General features: G+C 68.4%; 18 protein-coding genes. 7 read left to right on the top strand and 11 right to left on the bottom strand.

Features of this window, described 5'->3' with window-relative positions; translation table 11 throughout:
* Window positions 1–444 (bottom strand): RNA polymerase sigma factor (locus WBA11_RS01785; protein ID WP_424519017.1); only part of this gene is annotated, 444 nt, incomplete at its 3' end.
* A 112-nt stretch (window positions 445–556) separates the two neighbouring features.
* On the opposite strand from WBA11_RS01785, the gene WBA11_RS01780 reads away from it, so the two are divergent.
* Together WBA11_RS01780 and asd are read left to right on the top strand one after the other, a co-directional pair.
* Window positions 557–1,036, top strand: coding sequence for a thiol-disulfide oxidoreductase DCC family protein (locus WBA11_RS01780; protein ID WP_424519016.1), 480 nt, complete (start codon window positions 557–559; stop codon window positions 1,034–1,036).
* Window positions 1,037–1,105: 69 nt separating this feature from the next.
* Entirely contained in the window at window positions 1,106–1,930 is an 825-nt protein-coding gene (asd, locus tag WBA11_RS01775; RefSeq protein ID WP_424519015.1) for an archaetidylserine decarboxylase, read from the top strand.
* A 189-nt stretch (window positions 1,931–2,119) separates the two neighbouring features.
* On the opposite strand, the gene WBA11_RS01770 is transcribed toward asd, so the two are convergent.
* Window positions 2,120–3,601: a dihydrolipoyl dehydrogenase family protein gene (locus WBA11_RS01770; RefSeq protein WP_424519014.1), complete on the bottom strand. Its 1,482-nt coding sequence runs from the start codon at window positions 3,599–3,601 to the stop codon at window positions 2,120–2,122.
* Window positions 3,602–3,642: 41 nt separating this feature from the next.
* Here WBA11_RS01770 and WBA11_RS01765 point away from each other — a divergent pair, with 41 nt between their 5' ends.
* Window positions 3,643–4,356 carry an NUDIX hydrolase gene (locus tag WBA11_RS01765; protein WP_424519013.1) on the top strand — a complete coding sequence of 238 codons (714 nt, stop codon included), beginning with the start codon at window positions 3,643–3,645 and terminating at the stop codon, window positions 4,354–4,356.
* Between the two features lie 101 nt (window positions 4,357–4,457).
* Here WBA11_RS01765 and WBA11_RS01760 read toward each other — a convergent pair whose 3' ends face one another.
* On the bottom strand, window positions 4,458–5,000 hold the full coding sequence (locus WBA11_RS01760; protein WP_424519012.1) for a hypothetical protein: 543 nt from the start codon (window positions 4,998–5,000) through the stop codon (window positions 4,458–4,460).
* A gap of 246 nt (window positions 5,001–5,246) precedes the next feature.
* On the opposite strand from WBA11_RS01760, the gene WBA11_RS01755 reads away from it, so the two are divergent.
* Window positions 5,247–5,756: an FKBP-type peptidyl-prolyl cis-trans isomerase gene (locus tag WBA11_RS01755; RefSeq protein ID WP_424519011.1), complete on the top strand. Its 510-nt coding sequence runs from the start codon at window positions 5,247–5,249 to the stop codon at window positions 5,754–5,756.
* On the opposite strand, the gene WBA11_RS01750 is transcribed toward WBA11_RS01755, so the two are convergent.
* On the bottom strand, window positions 5,753–7,249 hold the full coding sequence (locus WBA11_RS01750; RefSeq protein WP_424519010.1) for a bifunctional metallophosphatase/5'-nucleotidase: 1,497 nt from the start codon (window positions 7,247–7,249) through the stop codon (window positions 5,753–5,755). The two genes, WBA11_RS01755 and WBA11_RS01750, sit on opposite strands and share 4 nt — an antisense overlap.
* Window positions 7,250–7,378: 129 nt before the next feature.
* On the opposite strand from WBA11_RS01750, the gene WBA11_RS01745 reads away from it, so the two are divergent.
* On the top strand, window positions 7,379–7,648 hold the full coding sequence (locus WBA11_RS01745) for a hypothetical protein (protein ID WP_424519009.1): 270 nt from the start codon (window positions 7,379–7,381) through the stop codon (window positions 7,646–7,648).
* Window positions 7,649–7,727: 79 nt separating this feature from the next.
* Here WBA11_RS01745 and WBA11_RS01740 read toward each other — a convergent pair whose 3' ends face one another.
* Entirely contained in the window at window positions 7,728–8,195 is a 468-nt protein-coding gene (locus WBA11_RS01740) for a hypothetical protein (protein WP_424519008.1), read from the bottom strand.
* Between the two features lie 29 nt (window positions 8,196–8,224).
* Window positions 8,225–9,214, bottom strand: a complete 990-nt coding sequence (locus WBA11_RS01735) for a helix-turn-helix transcriptional regulator (protein ID WP_424519007.1) — start codon at window positions 9,212–9,214, stop codon at window positions 8,225–8,227.
* A 257-nt stretch (window positions 9,215–9,471) separates the two neighbouring features.
* Between WBA11_RS01735 and WBA11_RS01730 the strand changes: the two genes are divergently transcribed.
* Window positions 9,472–10,119, top strand: a complete 648-nt coding sequence (locus WBA11_RS01730) for a porin family protein (RefSeq protein ID WP_424519006.1) — start codon at window positions 9,472–9,474, stop codon at window positions 10,117–10,119.
* A 333-nt stretch (window positions 10,120–10,452) separates the two neighbouring features.
* Here WBA11_RS01730 and WBA11_RS01725 read toward each other — a convergent pair whose 3' ends face one another.
* Together WBA11_RS01725 and mnmG are read right to left on the bottom strand one after the other, a co-directional pair.
* The gene (locus WBA11_RS01725; RefSeq protein WP_424519005.1) at window positions 10,453–11,082 is read right to left on the bottom strand and encodes a 16S rRNA (guanine(527)-N(7))-methyltransferase RsmG; all 630 of its coding nucleotides are present in this window, start codon (window positions 11,080–11,082) and stop codon (window positions 10,453–10,455) included.
* 9 nt (window positions 11,083–11,091) lie between these two features.
* Window positions 11,092–13,077: a tRNA uridine-5-carboxymethylaminomethyl(34) synthesis enzyme MnmG gene (gene mnmG, locus WBA11_RS01720; protein ID WP_424519004.1), complete on the bottom strand. Its 1,986-nt coding sequence runs from the start codon at window positions 13,075–13,077 to the stop codon at window positions 11,092–11,094.
* 163 nt (window positions 13,078–13,240) lie between these two features.
* On the opposite strand from mnmG, the gene WBA11_RS01715 reads away from it, so the two are divergent.
* Window positions 13,241–13,699: a hypothetical protein gene (locus WBA11_RS01715; protein ID WP_424519003.1), complete on the top strand. Its 459-nt coding sequence runs from the start codon at window positions 13,241–13,243 to the stop codon at window positions 13,697–13,699.
* Window positions 13,700–13,794: 95 nt separating this feature from the next.
* Here WBA11_RS01715 and WBA11_RS01710 read toward each other — a convergent pair whose 3' ends face one another.
* The 3 genes from WBA11_RS01710 to WBA11_RS01700 all read right to left on the bottom strand — a co-directional run.
* A complete protein-coding gene (locus WBA11_RS01710) occupies window positions 13,795–14,310 on the bottom strand; it encodes a hypothetical protein (protein WP_424519002.1) in 516 nt (171 codons plus the stop codon).
* A 34-nt stretch (window positions 14,311–14,344) separates the two neighbouring features.
* Window positions 14,345–14,563: an ATP-binding protein gene (locus WBA11_RS01705; RefSeq protein ID WP_424519001.1), complete on the bottom strand. Its 219-nt coding sequence runs from the start codon at window positions 14,561–14,563 to the stop codon at window positions 14,345–14,347.
* Between the two features lie 20 nt (window positions 14,564–14,583).
* Window positions 14,584–15,361 (bottom strand): GTPase (locus WBA11_RS01700; RefSeq protein ID WP_424519000.1); only part of this gene is annotated, 778 nt, incomplete at its 5' end.

Here is a 15,361-nt window from a genome sequence, read left to right as displayed (position 1 = left end):
GCTCAGCCGCGACTTGACCGCCGACGCCGTCCGGTCGCCGACGATCTCAGCGACCTCGTCGACGGAGAACCCGCCGACCTCGAAGAGCAGCAACGTCGTCCGGTCGCGCTCGGGGAGCGCCGCCAAGGCGCGGAGAAGGTCACGCGCTTCGGCCGCCGGCTCGGATCGGGCGTAGACGGCCGGCGCCTGCGACCGCGGCTCGAGCGGGACCAGGCGACGCCAAAACCGCCACCGACGCGCGTTGTGGTGCGTTCGCGCGATGGTGCGGAACAGCCAGGGCCGAAACGCCTCGAGGTCGCGCAAGCCGTCGAACCCGCCGTGCGCCCGGACCATGGCGTCGTGGAGCACGTCCTCGGCCTGGTCGGGACCCCAGTCCGCGCACAGGCTCCGGCAGAAGCGGAGCGCGTCGTCGTAGTGGGGAGCGAGGGCGGCGGCGAACGTCATGGGGGACCGGGGGCGGTTCGTACCCACAAGACAAGCGATCCCAGCAGACGGTCGCACCCGGCTCGATCTTTTTCCGCGAGCCGATGTTCAGGCCTGCCCTCGAGGCCGACTCGTGCGTTCTTCGCTCGAGATCGCGTCCTCGAGGCCGATACCGAGTCGAGATCACGCCCCAGGCATGAGCGAGCCCAACCCGATCCTGCTGTTCGACGGCGTCTGCAACCTGTGCGACGGCGCCGTCCAGTTCGTGATGCGCCACGACCGCGCCGAGCGGTTCCGCTTCGCCTCGCTCCAGAGCGATGTCGCGACGCCCTACCTCGACCGCGCCGGCTTGGAGGCCGACTACCTCGCGAGCCTGGTCCTGGTGGACGAGAGCGGACAGATTCACATCGGCTCCGACGCCGCCCTCGAGGTCGGCCGCCGCCTCGACGCGCCGTGGAGCGGACTCGCTCGTGCGGGTCTCGCTGTTCCCCGCGCGATCCGCGAGCCGATCTACCGAGGCATCGCCAAGAGCCGGTACCGCGTCTTCGGCAAGAAAGACGAGTGCCGCATCCCGACGCCGAGCGAACGGGCGCGCTTCCTCGATTTTGGATAGCGCCCCCAGGGACGGCCGAAGAACCGCCGCCGACGCTGCCCGGTAGTGTCGGTCCCCTCTCTCGAGACCATGAGCGCGTTCGTCCGGCTTCAGAAGATCCTGCCCCAGCACGGGCTCTCGCGCGCGGCGGGGCGCCTAGCGTCGACCTCGAGGATCTGGATCCGCAAGCCGCTCATCAAAGCGTTCGCCCGCGCCTACGGCGTCGACATGGCCCAGGCCGAGCGGCCCGACCTCGAGGCCTACGACTCGTTCAACGACTTTTTTAGCCGGTCGCTCGTGCCCGGCGCTCGGCCCATCGACACCGCGCCGGACTCCGTCGCCAGCCCAGCGGACGGCGCCGTGAGCCAGACGGGCATCATCGAGGACGGCAAGCTGATCCAGGCCAAGGGCATCCGCTACCCGTTCCGCTCCCTCGCCGACGTCTGTGCGAGCCCGGCCTTCGAGGGCGGAGCGTTCGCGACCATCTACCTCTCGCCGAGCGACTACCACCGCGTCCACCTCCCCCTCGCGGGGCGCCTAACCCGGACGGTCGCCATCCCCGGCAAGCTGTTCTCCGTCAACGCCACGACCGAGGCCGGCGTCCAGGGCTTGTTCGCGGTCAACGAGCGCCTAGTCATGGAGTTCGAGACCGCCGCCGGCACGATGCTGGTCGTGATGGTGGGCGCCATGATCGTGGCGAGCATCGAGACGGTCTGGGACGGCCCCGCCTCGCCCTACCGCTCGCGACAGGTCACGCGCTACGACCTCGAGGTCGAGAAGGGCGCCGAGATCGGGCGGTTCCTGCTGGGCAGCAGCGTCGTGCTCGCGTTCGAGGACGGGCGCGTCAATCTAGACAGCGCCCTCGAGGCCGGGACGGTCGTTCGGATGGGCGAGGCGATCGGCGCGACGGCGTAAGGCGCCCTCGAGGCAAGTCAGGGACGTAGGGGCACGGCGTGCCGTGACCGCTTGCGACCTCGAGGACGAACGACCATCGCGGCCCCTCACCCTCAGGAAGAGGGGACGTCGTAGGCGATCTCAAGCGATCCACGTCCTCGAGGACGAATCCGCGGCCCCGAAGCGTCCCATGCCCCACCCGAAGGGTGCCTACAGCACCCGGTTCGGGTCCGGCGGCGGAGGCGTCGTGCCTCGGTAGCGGAACACCCGCTTGACCACGTCGACGAACGCCGGGAACGCCTTTTGGATGTAGTACTGGTCCGCCGCGCGGCGCGCACCCAGGCCGTAGGTCGGGTACGGGAAGATGGTGTCCGAGATCGACCGCACCGAGACGCCGGCTTTCTTGGCGACGCCGTAGATCGAGATCAGCTCACCGGCCCGCTCGCCGACGACGCTCGCGCCCAGGATCTTGCCCGTCCACTTGGTCGCGTGGATCTTGACGTGGCCCTGCGTCGCGTGCTCCGTGATCGCGCGGTCGACCTTGGTGTACGGGAAGCGGTACGTCACGAAGGCCTTCCCCTGACCACGGAGTTCGTCCTCGGTCGGGCCGAGTTGGGCCACTTCCGGCGTCGTGAACGTGGTCCAGGTGATGCCGTCCCGGTCGATGGCGGCCGGCACGCGCAGGATGGCGTTCGTGGCCGCCTGCTTGCCCATGTGCTCGCTCATGTGGGTCAGCGCGTACTCGCCGGTGCAGTCGCCCGCGGCCCAGACGTGACCCAGGTTCGTTCGGCAGCGGTTGTTGACCGTCACTCCCTTCTTGGTGAACGCAATGCCCGCGTCTTCGAGGCCGAGGTCCTCGACGTTGGGCTTCCGCCCCGTCGCGATCAGGAGCCGGTCGCCCTCGATGGCCCGCGTTTCACCGCCGACCGTCACGTGCGCCGTGATGGCGCCGTCGTCGCCCTCGACGCGGTCGACGCTCGCGCCCAGCACGAACTCGATGCCTTCGTCCTCCAAGACGCCGCGCAGGATGGCCGCATGGTCGGCGTCGTCTTTGCCCAGGATCTCGCCCGCGCGGTCGATGACCGTCACACGCGAACCCAGCCGCCGGAACGACTGCCCCATCTCGCACCCGATGGGTCCGGCGCCGACGATGACCAGGTGCTCCGGCTGCGTCGTGATCTCGAACAGGCCCTCGTTGGTCAGGTGGGGCGTGTCCTCCAAGCCCGTGATCGGAGGCGGCGCGGCGCGGCCTCCCGTCGCGATGATGGCCTTGCGGAATGTCACGTCGCGGTCGCCGTCTTCGCCCTCGATGCGGACCGAGTGCGGCCCGGTAAACCGCGCGTCTCCCTTGACGACCTCGATGCCGAAGCCCTCGAAGATGGCCGGGTCGTCGGCGTCGTCGTAGACCTCCTGGCGGACCTCGTGGACGTCGCGCATGATGGCCTGGAAGTTGGCGTCAGGCAACGTCGCGCCTTCTTCGGCGAAGCGCTCGACGAACGCCCTCGAGGACGCGCGCAGGTCGGCGGCGTGGAGCAGCGTTTTCGAGGGGACGCAGCCGGTCCACGTGCAGTCGCCGCCCAAGCGGTCACGCTCGACCATCATGGTCTTGGCGCCCAGGTTTGCGGCGGTCCCGGAGGCGGTCAGGCCGGCGGCGCCTCCGCCGAGAACCAAGAGATCAACGTCGTAGGCCATAATGAGAGGGGAGGAACGAGGGGATCGGTAGAGCGTGCCCGTTGCTGCGATCTTACGCCACGCCCCCGACGCTGCCCGTGCTCCTGTTCCTGCCCACGTTCGTCCGAGACCACGGATTCCCCGAAAGTGGCTGGAGCGCCGACGGCGAGCCCTACCGGCTCTACCGCACCCTCGAGGGCGCCGAGGGCGCAGCCATCTCCCCCGACGGCGTGACGGGCCGCGTCCTCGTCCTCGACCCGGCAGGCCTGACCCTCAACGGCGACACCACGGCGCACGTCCCGCGCTCGGCGGTCTTGAACATCGACGTCGACGGCGACTACTGGCGCCCGGCGCCGATCATCGCAGCCGGAGGCTACGTCGTGCGTCGGGACGAGAGCGACCTCGAGGTGCTGCTCATCTTCCGCCGCGGCGCGTGGGACCTGCCGAAGGGCAAGCTCGACCCCGGCGAGAGCGTCCGCGAGACGGCCGTTCGCGAGGTGGCCGAGGAAGTCGGCATCAAGCAAAAGAAGCTGTCTGTCACGGCCCACTTGGGGACGACCGCCCACGGTTACATCTGGCCCAAGGCCCAGGCCTACGCCGTCAAGACCACGTACTGGTACGCCATGACCACGACCGCCGAGTCCTTCAAGCCCGAGAAGCGGGAGGGCATCGAGGCCGTCGAGTGGGCCGGGTGGGACGACGCCCGCGACCGGCTCGGCTTCGAGACCCTCACGACGCACCTGTCCTCGATCGACACGGACGCGCTCGGCGTGTAGCGACCTCGAGGTCGGCTCCGCCACACGTACCAGCGTCCTCGGGGCCGAACCCTTCGTCCGCCCTCGAGGGCGAGCCCTCTGGCTGAGGCGGAGTCTGTCGGCTACTCGCTCAGGAACTGGTCGGGGATCGGACCAGCACCGGTCTCCTCGTCCCAGATGCCCGAGACGATCCACCACCGGCCGCCACGGTATGCGAGTTGGAAGCTGTTGATGCCGCGGCCAAGGCTCTCATCGCCCTGCCACGCAAACTTGTCGTAGGTGCTGAACACCTGCGCGACGTCTCCTAAGCGGTGCGTCACGTTGTGGATCTCCTTCTCCTCGAACCCGGTGTCGGCCGGGCTCCCGATGTAGTCGGCGGCGTCGTAGATGGCCTGGATGTAGTCCACGTACTTCTGCGGAGTGAACCTCCGCTCGGAACCGCCCAACTGCTCGGTGTTAGGCATCAGGATGGCCTCGGGGAGATAGAGCGACAGGAACCGATCCCAGTCGAACTGATCGCCGGGCGCACGCTCGAGGGACGCGTAGACCGCCTGAACAATGGTCTCGGGTGACTCAACATCGGCAGGAGCAGCCGTGGGCATGTCCTGCGCCTGAACGGTGACGGACGCCGCGAGCAAGACGGTGAGAAGGAGAGTCGTACGCATGAGAGAGAGTGCCGGTGGAGAGACAACCTACTGCGAAAAACCTAACATTCAACCTAAGCCGCCTCAGGTCTCGGCCTCGAGGACGCCCGCCGCAGAGGGTGAAGGCACCCGCCTCGAGGTCGGAGACAGCCTCTCCCTGACCTGATAGAATGCTGTCACAGCCGACGCGGACGGGGTGAAAAGGCGTCCGACGAGGCCACGCCGCACAGGACCCACCTAGCTTCCGGGCCGACTTCCCCGGACCCCATGCGCGTTTTCGGACCGCTCGCCACCGTTCTCCTCTCTGTCCTCGTCCTCTCAGGGACGCCCGCGCTCTCGGGCTGCGACAGCTCTGCCACGGAGGGGGTCTGCACCGACGACGTTCCGTTCTCGTTCGAGGACATCTCGCCCGAAGAGACCGAACTCGGCGACACTGTCGCGACCAACGCGTGCGTGTCCCTCCGCTACGTCGGTCGGTTGGCGGACGGGTCGGGGACGTTCGACGAGGGGACGCTGAACTTCATCTTTACGAGCCAGCCCTCCAACACCTTCTACACCGCGGGCAGCCTGATTCCCGGCTTCGTGCTCGGGATGGCCGCACAGCAAGTCGGCGAGACGAGGCGCGTCATCATCCCGCCGAGCCTGGGCTACGGGTCGGGCGAGATCGAAGGGCGAGACGGTGGCGTCGGGATTCCGTCGTGCGCGACGCTGGAGTTCGAGATCACGATCACGGCCATCAACGGCGACACGCGGATCTGCCGCCGGCCCGGAGCCTAGCGGTACGTCCGCGCCAATTCGTCGATGAGGGCGCGCCGGACGTCGCCGTGCTCGCCGATGAGTGTGACGTCCGGGTTCGTCTCGGCGTCGAAGTAGTCCAGCCCGGTCTCGCGACCTGTGACCAGGAAGTCGTTGGTCGCGACCGTGTAGAGGCGATCGCCCTCGAGGGCGGCGCCCTCGATGCGCCACGCGCCGGGTCCGCCCTCGAGGCCGGCCGTCTGCAAGAACCCGCCCGTCCCGGCGTTCGCGACGCCTTGATCGAGGACGCGGCTGAGCAACGCGCCCGGCATCTCGACGGTCACGACCTCGCCGCCGAAAGGAAGCACGCGGATGGCGTCGTACTCGGTGAACGGCCCGGCACCGAGCACGTCGTCGACGCGGATCGAGCCGCCGTTGAACAGCCCGACCTCGACGCCGGCAGCGCGACGAAAGCCGTCGGCGATCAGGCCGCCCAGCCTCGAGGGCCGCGTGCGGACCGTGCTCTCGCGCCCGTCGAGGGTCTCCGTCGTCACGACGGCCACGCGGTCAGGATCGAACCCATCGGCGCGGAAGCCCGCCGAGGCGACCTCGACCCATTCGGTCACGATGGCCGCGACGGCCGGATCCTCCGGCGTCGAGGACGTAATCGGGACGAGCTCTGAGTCGACCTCGAGGGTACCGGTCGCTCGGTCGAGCGTGAAGCGGTGGACGTAGGCCGTACGGGCGTTGGCGTCGGCTTTCATGACCGGCGTCAGGTTGGGGCCGCGATAGGCGCGCACGTTCTCGTGCTCGTGCCCGCCCATGACCGCATCGAGGCCGGGAATCGTGGCGGCGGCCGTCGCGTCGGCGGCGAAGCCTTGGTGTGTCAGTCCGATCACGACGTCGGTGACCGGGTCCAGCCGGGCGACCTCGGCACGGAGGGTGGAGTCGGCGGGGAGGTAGCGGACGTAGGGTTTTTCGTTGGAGGGCAGCACGACGCTCGCGATGCCGACGCGAACGGGACCGTCAGCGGCCTCGAGGTCGAGGACCACGCGCGGTGCCACATTGGGAAAGGGCGAGCCATCGGGGCGGACGATGTTGGCCGAGACAAACGGGAAGTCGGCCTCGGCGATGCGGGCCTGGAGCGCGTCTTCGCTGACGTCGAACTCGTGGTTGCCGACGGCCGCCGCATCGAGGCCGAGAGCGTTGAGCACCGCCACCATCTGCTTGCCGTAGAGCCGCTCGCCCTCGACGCGGGCCGTCCCGAGCGCGGACGGGCTCAGGAAGTCGCCCGCCATGACGGTCACGACCGGCGTGCCCTCGGCTAAGAGCTGCTGACGGAGCCCGGCGACGCGAGCCAGCCCGCCGGCTCGTCCGCCCTCGACGGGCGTGATCTCGTACACGTCGTTGATCTGCAGGACGGTAAACGTCGTCCTCGAGGGCGAGCCTGGATCGGCGATGGCGGAGCCCGCCGTGCAGCCGGACACGCCGACCAAGACGGCGACGACGAGGCCCGCGAGAGACAGACGATTCATAACGTGGGGGAAACCCTGAGGGTATTTTGCCATTGAATGATAGGTCGGCCCAGCGCGCCGCGCTCTGTTCTCTCGGCGCGTTGTTGCACTCCCGATCTCCTTTTGTTTCACCACTTTTGAGGTTCCACTTTGTCTCTCTACGAACTCCAGGACGCCAAGCTCGCCGGTGTTGACGGCCAGGGCTACGTCTTCCCCATCGACACGTTCGAAGGCAAGCAGTACCGGGGCGTCTTCTTCGCCAACGAGGACTCCGATGCCATCACGACCGACATCGACGAGGCCACGTTTGAGGGCACCATCTACCACAAGACGACCCACGGTGAGGGCGACGTCACCGTCGACGTGACGAACATCGTGGAGACCGCCGTCGGCACGCGCGCCGACTTTAAGGTGGTCTAGAGCACGGCCTCCCCGCTTGCGCCGGCCTCGAGGACGACCTCGGGGCCGGTTTTTTCGTGTCCGCCCTCGAGGTCGACTCCTACGACGACCGACGCCACTCGACGAGCACGACGGCGAGGCAGAACGCCTTGACGACGAGGGGGACCGACTCAAGAATCTCGACCTCGGCATTCCGGCGCAGCAGGCTCGCTCTGCGAATCATGCCGAGCCGCTCGCCGTCGGCCTCGAGGGCGAAAGCGCGGATTCCGAACTGCGATGCGAGGACGAGATCGGTCGGGGTGTCGACCGCTAGGCTAGCGTCGAGGGTCACGTGGTATCGACGCCAGAACGACGTCTGCCGCTCGGCCGTCGCGACGACGAGCCCCTCGAACAGGAGCCGGAGCGTCCCGCCGGTCAGCCCCTCGGCCTCGATGGCGAACGGCACCGCTCCCATCGTGATCTCCCCTGACTTGTTCAGGATCGAGGGCGGCTTGATCGTCGCGAGAGGCTCGTCTCCGTCCTCGAGGACGTAGATCCAGGACCCGAATCCTGCGGGCGTAGCAATCAACACGGGGCGCTCGTGGACTTCGGAGTCGATCAGGTGGCCACGGCGGCGTACATGTCGGCCACAGACTGTGCCTGTCGGATCACCTCGTCGCGAAGCTCGTCGGGTGACACGACCTCGACGTCGGTGCCGTAGCGGAGCAGCCACTTGGCGACGTAGGCGACGTTCTCGAACTCGAACGTGACCTCGGTCCAGCCGTCTTGCGGGAGCTCCTGCTCGATGTCGGCTGGGACCTGGGTGCGTGCCCACCGCCAGGCGCGGTTGCGGAAGCGGACTTGCATCCTGACGTTCTCCGGGCTCGTGCCGCGCTCACGCAGGTGCTCTTTGAGGTCGAATCCGGCGGGCGCCTCGAAGCGGTCGAACCGGGTGCGGAGCTTCTTGATCTGGTCGAGCCGGAAGTTGCGGATGTCGTCGCGCAGGTGGTCGTAGGCGATCAGGTTCCAGTGATCCGAGTAGTAGACCAGACCGAGCGGGTCGACCTCGCGGACGGTCTCTTCGTCGCGGGACGCCACATAGTAGGTCATCTTGACCTTGCGCTGGCGCGCGATGGCTTCGGAGAGTTCGAACCACAGGCCCTGCTCGTCGCCAGTCGCGCCGCGGTCGCGGACCTCGTTGAACGGCGCGAGCACCGTCCGCTCCTGCAACCGGTCGATGTAGTCGCGGACGGGCTCGGGGAGCACGTTGCGGATCTTCATCGCGACGGCGTCGGCGTCGGTGCGGAGCGAGGCGTCGGGCTGGAGCTTGGTGAAGCCGGTGCCGACCAAGAGCGTCGCGGCCTCACGCGCGCTGAACATCAGGGGCGGAAGCTGGTAGCCCTCCAAGATCTCATAGCCCCCGGTCTCGGCGTAGGTGAGCGGGACGCCGCTCTCGCCCAACGTTCGGAGGTCGCGGAAGATGGTCCGCCGGCTCACGCCGAAGTGCTCCGACAGATCGCGGCTCGTCATGTTCGGCCGGTTCTGGAGCAGGAGGACCAGGGCGAACAGGCGCTCGGTCTTGTTGAGGGAGCGATCAGATCGGGCCATTCAGGAGTCGCGGCGAGACCGCGTGGGTGACGACGGAGACGGGCAGAGGTGTCCGCAGAATCGGACGGGTGACACTGATTTGTCAACGCCCCTTTCAGTCCCGAGGTCCGTTCTGGGCCATAAAGACTGCGTTCTCTGAGACCTGTCGTCGTTGGCGCGCGGCTTGAAGGACATCGCCTCGAGAGCCCGTTCTGAGCCTGCCGAAGGAACGGACCTCCGACCTCGATGGCGCAGCTTCCCCACCACTCTTTGATCCCATGCGCACACTCCTCCTCGCCGCCGTTCTCTCGCTCGCGGCCGCTCCCGCTTCTGCCCAGCCCCAGTTCGTCGTCAAGGGCGGCCTGGCGACGGCCACGTTCTCCGGCGATGACGTCGACTTCTTGTTTGAGGACGAGCTCGTCGACCAACCTCGGCTCGGCTTCACGGCCGGGGCCGGCGTCTTGGTCCCGTTGTCGCCGTCGCTCGGCGTCCAGGTCGAGGCCCTCTACACCCAGAAAGGCGCCGTCTTCGAGGACGAGTTCGGCCTGCCCTACCAGGAGACGACTCGGCTCGACTACCTCGAGGTCCCGGCCACGCTCCGGCTCGCCCTCCCCGTCGGCCCGCTCCTGGACGTCGGCGTCTCGGCCGGCGGCTACGTCGGTGTCCCGCTCTCGTCCGAGGTCGCCGTCGAGGACGGCGGGGACTCGTTCGTCAACGAGCTCGACACCAACACGGACTACGGCGCGCTCGTCGGGCTCGACATCGGCTCGGGGGCCACATTTGTCGAAGCCCGGTACGCGTTCGGCTTGACCGACGCCGTCGACTTCGACCCCGCCCTCGACGTCGCGCCGGACTACCGGAACCAGTCGCTCACGCTGACCTTCGGACTTCGGTTCGGCGGCGACCGCTACCGAGGCCGCTACTAGCCGGCCTCCCCCCCTCTCGGCGGGCCGCCCACCACAGGCCCTCCGCGACCCGCGCCCACCGGCCCGCACCCGGTGGGCGCGTTTTTTTCTGGTTCGCCCTCGAGGGCGCGGTGCCCCCCGGCCCTCGGAGTTCCGTCCACGGCTTACCCAATAACCGGGTCATCCTCGCGCACGCGGGGATCCATGCGGTGGGCCGCCCGACCTCGAGGATGCCGACCTCGAGGACAGTTCGGACAACCTGATCGACGCCGTTGCATGCAACGGCGCTACAGGCGTGATCGAGGTCGCGAACACCATCGAGGACGGCCGCGCCGCGGGTCGACCTCGATGGCGTTACAGCCCGGTTACCTGGACGATGGACTTGTCCGACCACTCCGGCCCGAGCACGTCCTCGAGGCCGGACACCGTGACCTCCACGTCGGGGGCAACCTCATGAAGTTGGGCGATCTCGCCCTCGAGGTCGCCGCCCTTGAGACAGACGAGGCCCGACCACACGTCGCCCTCGAGGTCGATCGGTTGGCAAACACGCGTGTGCCAGGCCCACAGCGTCGCGAGCGGCGCCGTGGCGCGGCTGACCGAGACGTGGGGCGCCGGCCCGTCGTAGGTCTCGGCACGCCCGTTCCACGCCGCCAGGTTCGTGATGTCCAGGCGACGCGAGACCAACTTGACGGTCTCCGTCTTCTTTCCCACCGTATCCACCGCGACGACCTCGAGGTCGGGAAACGCGACGGCGAGCGGGACGGCGGGGAGTCCTCCGCCGCTGCCCCAGTCCACGACCGTCGCGCCGTGGGGGAAGGGTTTGGCCGCGAGCGCCAAGCAGTGCCGGACGTGCCGCTCCAAGTCCGCCCTCGAGGCCGGACGGGCGACCAGGTTGACGCGCCGGTTGAGACGCTCGAGCTCCGCGACGTAGGCGTCGAGCGTGGCGCGCTGGGAGCCGGACAGGTCGAACGGGACGGAGAGCATGGGCCGAAGCTAGACCGAAGCCGGGGTCTCGACCTCGAGAGCCGCGAGGCCGGCGCAGCCAGCGGACCCGTCGCCCGACGGCGCGCGGTGACGCTTGAGGAGGACCATCAGCGCTTGAACATCGGCCGGGCTGACGCCCGAGATGCGCGACGCTTGCCCCAACGTGTCGGGGCGGATGCGGGACAGCTTCTCGCGCGCCTCGAGGGTGATCGCGCCAACGGCGTCGTAGTCGAACGACTCGGGCACGCGCCAGCGCTCCAGGCTTTGCATCTGGGCCACCAACTCGCGCTCGCGCTCGACGTAGCCGGCGTAGCGGAGCTCGATCTGGGCCAGTTCTTCCGTTCGTTCCATGCCGGGGCCGGAGGCGATCAAGCCTCGCTGGCCCGTCGCTCCGAGCATATCCCACAGCTCCACCTGAGGGCGCAGCGCCAGCTTCGCCAGTCGTGTCGGCTCTGAGATCGGCGTCGTGCCTGCGGCCTCGAGGTAGGGGTTGACGGCGTCCGGCGTCGCGTTCTCGGCCTCGAGGGCGGCCAGTGTCTGGGACAGAGCGGCCTCCTTGGCCTCCACGCGACGGACCCGCTCGAGGTCGGCCAGGCCGAGGGCGTGGCCCAGGCGCGTCAAGCGTCGGTCGGCCGTGTCCTGGCGGAGCAGCAGGCGGTGCTCGGCGCGCGAGGTGAACATGCGGTACGGCTCGTCAGTGCCCTTCGCCACCAGGTCGTCGATCAACACGCCGAGGTAGGCTTGGTCGCGGCCCAAGACCACGCCCCCTTGATCGCCGAGCCGCCGCGCAGCGTTGATGCCGGCCATGAGTCCCTGCCCGGCGGCCTCCTCGTAGCCCGTCGTCCCGTTGATCTGGCCCGCCAGGAAGAGCCCGCCGACGCGCTTCGTCTCGAGCGTGTACCGAAGTTGGTACGGCGGCACGTAATCGTACTCGATGGCGTAGCCCGGCCGCAGGACGTGCGCGCCCTCCAAGCCGGGAACGAGCCGTAGCGCCGCAGTTTGGACGTCTTCCGGGAGCGAGGTCGAGAAGCCGTTGACGTAGACCTCGTGCGTGTCCCAGCCCTCGGGCTCGAGGAAGAGCTGGTGCCGAGACTTGTCCGCGAACCGGTCGATCTTGTCCTCGATGGACGGGCAGTAGCGCGGTCCCTGGCCCTCGATGCGGCCGGCGAACATCGGCGAGCGCTCGAAGCCGGTCCGCAAGACGTCGTGGACCTCGGGACTGGTGTACGTCAGCCAGCACGAGCGCTGCTCCTGCGTAAGCGAGTCGGTGAGGTGCGAGAACGGACGTGGGTCGGCGTCGCCCGGCTGCTCGTCGCACGCCGACGTGTCGATGGTCCGACCGTCGATGCGCGGTGGCGTGCCGGTCTTGAGCCGTCCCAACTCGAAGCCCAAGCCCTCGAGGGAGGCGCTCAGGCCCACGGCCGCACGCGCGCCCGCTCGGCCGCCGCCGAACTGCTGCTCGCCCAGGTGGATGGTCCCGTTGAGGAACGTCCCGCTCGTCACGATCACCGATCGCGCCGCGATCTCCAAGCCGGTCTGCGTGACCACGCCCGCGACCTCGAGAGCCTGTCCCAGACCTGATCCGGGGTCGCCGTCTCGTCCTCGAGTGAGGAGGTCCACGACCTGGTCCTGGCGGAAGAACAGGTTCGGCGTGTCCTCGAGGGCGGCCCGGACGGCGGCGGCGTACTGCGCGCGGTCGCTCTGGCAACGCGGGCTCCACACGGCCGGCCCCTTGCCCTTGTTGAGCATCCGAAACTGAATCCCGGTCGCGTCGGCGACCCGGCCCATCAAGCCGCCCAACGCGTCGATCTCGCGCACGATCTGCCCCTTGCCCACGCCGCCGATGGCGGGATTGCAGGACATGGCACCCAAGGTGTCGAGGTTCATCGACACCAGCAGCGTCCGCGCGCCGAGGCGAGCAGAGGCGTGGGCAGCCTCCGCCCCAGCGTGGCCGCCGCCGACCACGACGACGTCGTACGAGTCTGAAGGATTCATGGGACCGACCTCTATCTCCCCCGATGATAGGAGCGATCGATGGCTCTACAGAGCTCCTAGAGTGACGCGTCTGAGAAAAGAACTCCACAGATTTAACTGCAGGAACGATGGGTCGATGTCTCTCAGGATTTCCCCGTGCCTCCTATGGCTCCCCGTGCCACCTATGGCCACGACCCTACGCTCCCACGTCCTGCGACGGTTTGAGATTTATCTCGCGGCCTCGACAGCCCTCTTCTTGATCGTAGTCATCTCGATGTTCTTAAGCAGCATCGACGTGATCTACACCGGAGCCCTCGCGTTCGCGGGAATGCTCTCGCTCCAGGTCGCCATCCAGTGGGCCGACCGCGAGCGGCAACGGCGGCTCCGTGCCAAAGCGATCCACGACATCCGGGAGATGCTTCAGGACCGCATCCTCAACCAACTCACGTCGATCAAGGTCTGGATCTCGATGACGTCCGATGCCGAACCGATGCAGGGCCTGTTCGACGACGTGGACTCCTCCATCGACGAGGTCGCAGACATGGTCGCGGACCTGTCCGAGGAGCAACTCGACACGTGGCAGCTCCGCTACGCCAACTCGGAGGCCCACCACTTCTCGGAAGCCACGATGGCGCAGGCGTAGGGCCGACCTCGAGGCTGGTACTCTCGAAGAGTCGCGCGGTCCGTCGTCGAGGACGATGAGCGACCTGACCGTGACGGCCTTGAGGACGCTGGCTGCTACTCCGGCAGGTACGGCGTTGGGATGGGTGTGTCGTCGGTCTCCTGGTGCCACAGGATGTTCATCACGTGCCAGCGCTCGCCGTCCCACATCAGTTGAAACGAGTTGATGCCTCGCGCGAACGGCTCCTCCGACGGGTCGAGGCGGCTCTCATAGGTGCTCCAGACATGGGCGATGGAGCCGTAGCGCTCGACGCGGCGCGCGGCCTCGACCTCGTAGAACCCCTTACCCTGGAAGATCGGCGAGTCGCGGAAGCTTCGGCCCGCGACCTCGACGTAGCCGTCGACGTCGAACACGTTCGCCGATGTGACGCCGTCGCGCTCGCCGGTCGGGATCAGGCGCGCCTCGGGGTGCATCATCGAGCGAAACCGGTCCCAGTCGCGCTCTTCGTCGGCCGGCCCCGAGATCACTTCGTAGACCGACGACATGATCGCGTCGATCGAGGACACGTCGGCGGGATCCGCCTGGGCGTGAACCGCCGAGGCGAGGACGACAGCCAGGAAAAGAGAGCGCATGTCGGGCGAGGAGAGTTCGCCCAAGGATAGCGTGCTACGCGGGAACGGCTTCGCTCGACCTCGAGGACGCCACCCTCGAGGTCGGGATCGGCGCGATGGCCAGGACGAGCGAGAACGTGGAGCCGGTACCCAGCGTGCTCTCGACGCGGACGGTCCCGCCGTGGAGCTGGGCGATCCGCTTGACGATGGCCAGGCCGAGTCCAGCGTCACTCGAGGACCGGCTCTCGTCGGCGCGGACGAACCGATCGAACACGCGCGGCAGGAGCTCGGGCGCTACTTCCCGATGCAGAACTGGGAGAACACCGCATCGAGGACGTGCTCCGTTGTGACCGCGCCGGTCACCAGTCCCAACTCGTGCATGGCCGCTCGCAGGTCGAGCGACAACGTGTCGCCACCCGTCCCGTCCTCGAGGGCGGACTGGGCTCGCCCAACCGCGTCGCGCGCGGCCTCGAGGTGGGCGCGGTGCCGCTCGTTGACCAACACGCCGCCCGCCGCAGCGGAGTCCAGCCCGCCTGCTTGAACGGCCTCGAGGACGAGCGATCGTAGCTCGCCCAGCGCCGACGCGTCCTCGAGGGCGGACTGAGCCGAGATCGGGATCGCGCCGTCGAGGGCGAGAGCTCCATCGAGGTCGGACTTGTTGGCGACGAGCACGACCGGCACGTCGCGGCGGTCGTCGAGAAACGCGCGTTCCTCCGCATCGAGGCCGAGCGTCGCGTCCACGACGTAGAGCAGGACGTCGGCGCGGTCGATGGCGGCGCGGGCGCGCCGCGTGCCCTCGGCCTCGATGGCGTCGGCGGTCTCCCGGAGACCTGCGGTGTCGAGAAAGCGGATGCGGAGCCCCCCGAGTTCGGCGTCGGCTTCGACGGCGTCGCGCGTGGTCCCGGCGGTCGGGCTCACGATGGCGCGGTCCTCCCCGACCAGCGCGTTGAGGAGCGTCGACTTACCCGCGTTCGGCCGGCCACCGATCACGACGCGGACGCCATCGCGGGCGAGCGCGCCGAGCCGAGCCGTCCCGGCCAGCTCCTCGAGCCGTCGGTCCGCGTCCTCGAGG

This window comes from Rubrivirga sp., from assembly GCF_049648075.1.
GTDB lineage: Bacteria > Bacteroidota > Rhodothermia > Rhodothermales > Rubricoccaceae > Rubrivirga.
This window is presented reverse-complemented; position numbering and strand designations above follow the sequence as displayed.

What these genes read in the sequence shown, in the direction of transcription:
- asd (WP_424519015.1), top strand. Translation starts at nt 1,106, where the DNA reads ATGAGCGCGTTCGTCCGGCTTCAGAAGATCCTGCCCCAGCACGGGCTC.
- WBA11_RS01770 (WP_424519014.1), bottom strand. Translation starts at nt 3,601, where the DNA reads ATGGCCTACGACGTTGATCTCTTGGTTCTCGGCGGAGGCGCCGCCGGC.
- WBA11_RS01760 (WP_424519012.1), bottom strand. Translation starts at nt 5,000, where the DNA reads ATGCGTACGACTCTCCTTCTCACCGTCTTGCTCGCGGCGTCCGTCACC.
- WBA11_RS01755 (WP_424519011.1), top strand. Translation starts at nt 5,247, where the DNA reads ATGCGCGTTTTCGGACCGCTCGCCACCGTTCTCCTCTCTGTCCTCGTC.
- WBA11_RS01750 (WP_424519010.1), bottom strand. Translation starts at nt 7,249, where the DNA reads ATGAATCGTCTGTCTCTCGCGGGCCTCGTCGTCGCCGTCTTGGTCGGC.
- WBA11_RS01735 (WP_424519007.1), bottom strand. Translation starts at nt 9,214, where the DNA reads ATGGCCCGATCTGATCGCTCCCTCAACAAGACCGAGCGCCTGTTCGCC.
- WBA11_RS01730 (WP_424519006.1), top strand. Translation starts at nt 9,472, where the DNA reads ATGCGCACACTCCTCCTCGCCGCCGTTCTCTCGCTCGCGGCCGCTCCC.
- WBA11_RS01725 (WP_424519005.1), bottom strand. Translation starts at nt 11,082, where the DNA reads ATGCTCTCCGTCCCGTTCGACCTGTCCGGCTCCCAGCGCGCCACGCTC.
- mnmG (WP_424519004.1), bottom strand. Translation starts at nt 13,077, where the DNA reads ATGAATCCTTCAGACTCGTACGACGTCGTCGTGGTCGGCGGCGGCCAC.
- WBA11_RS01715 (WP_424519003.1), top strand. Translation starts at nt 13,241, where the DNA reads ATGGCCACGACCCTACGCTCCCACGTCCTGCGACGGTTTGAGATTTAT.
- WBA11_RS01710 (WP_424519002.1), bottom strand. Translation starts at nt 14,310, where the DNA reads ATGCGCTCTCTTTTCCTGGCTGTCGTCCTCGCCTCGGCGGTTCACGCC.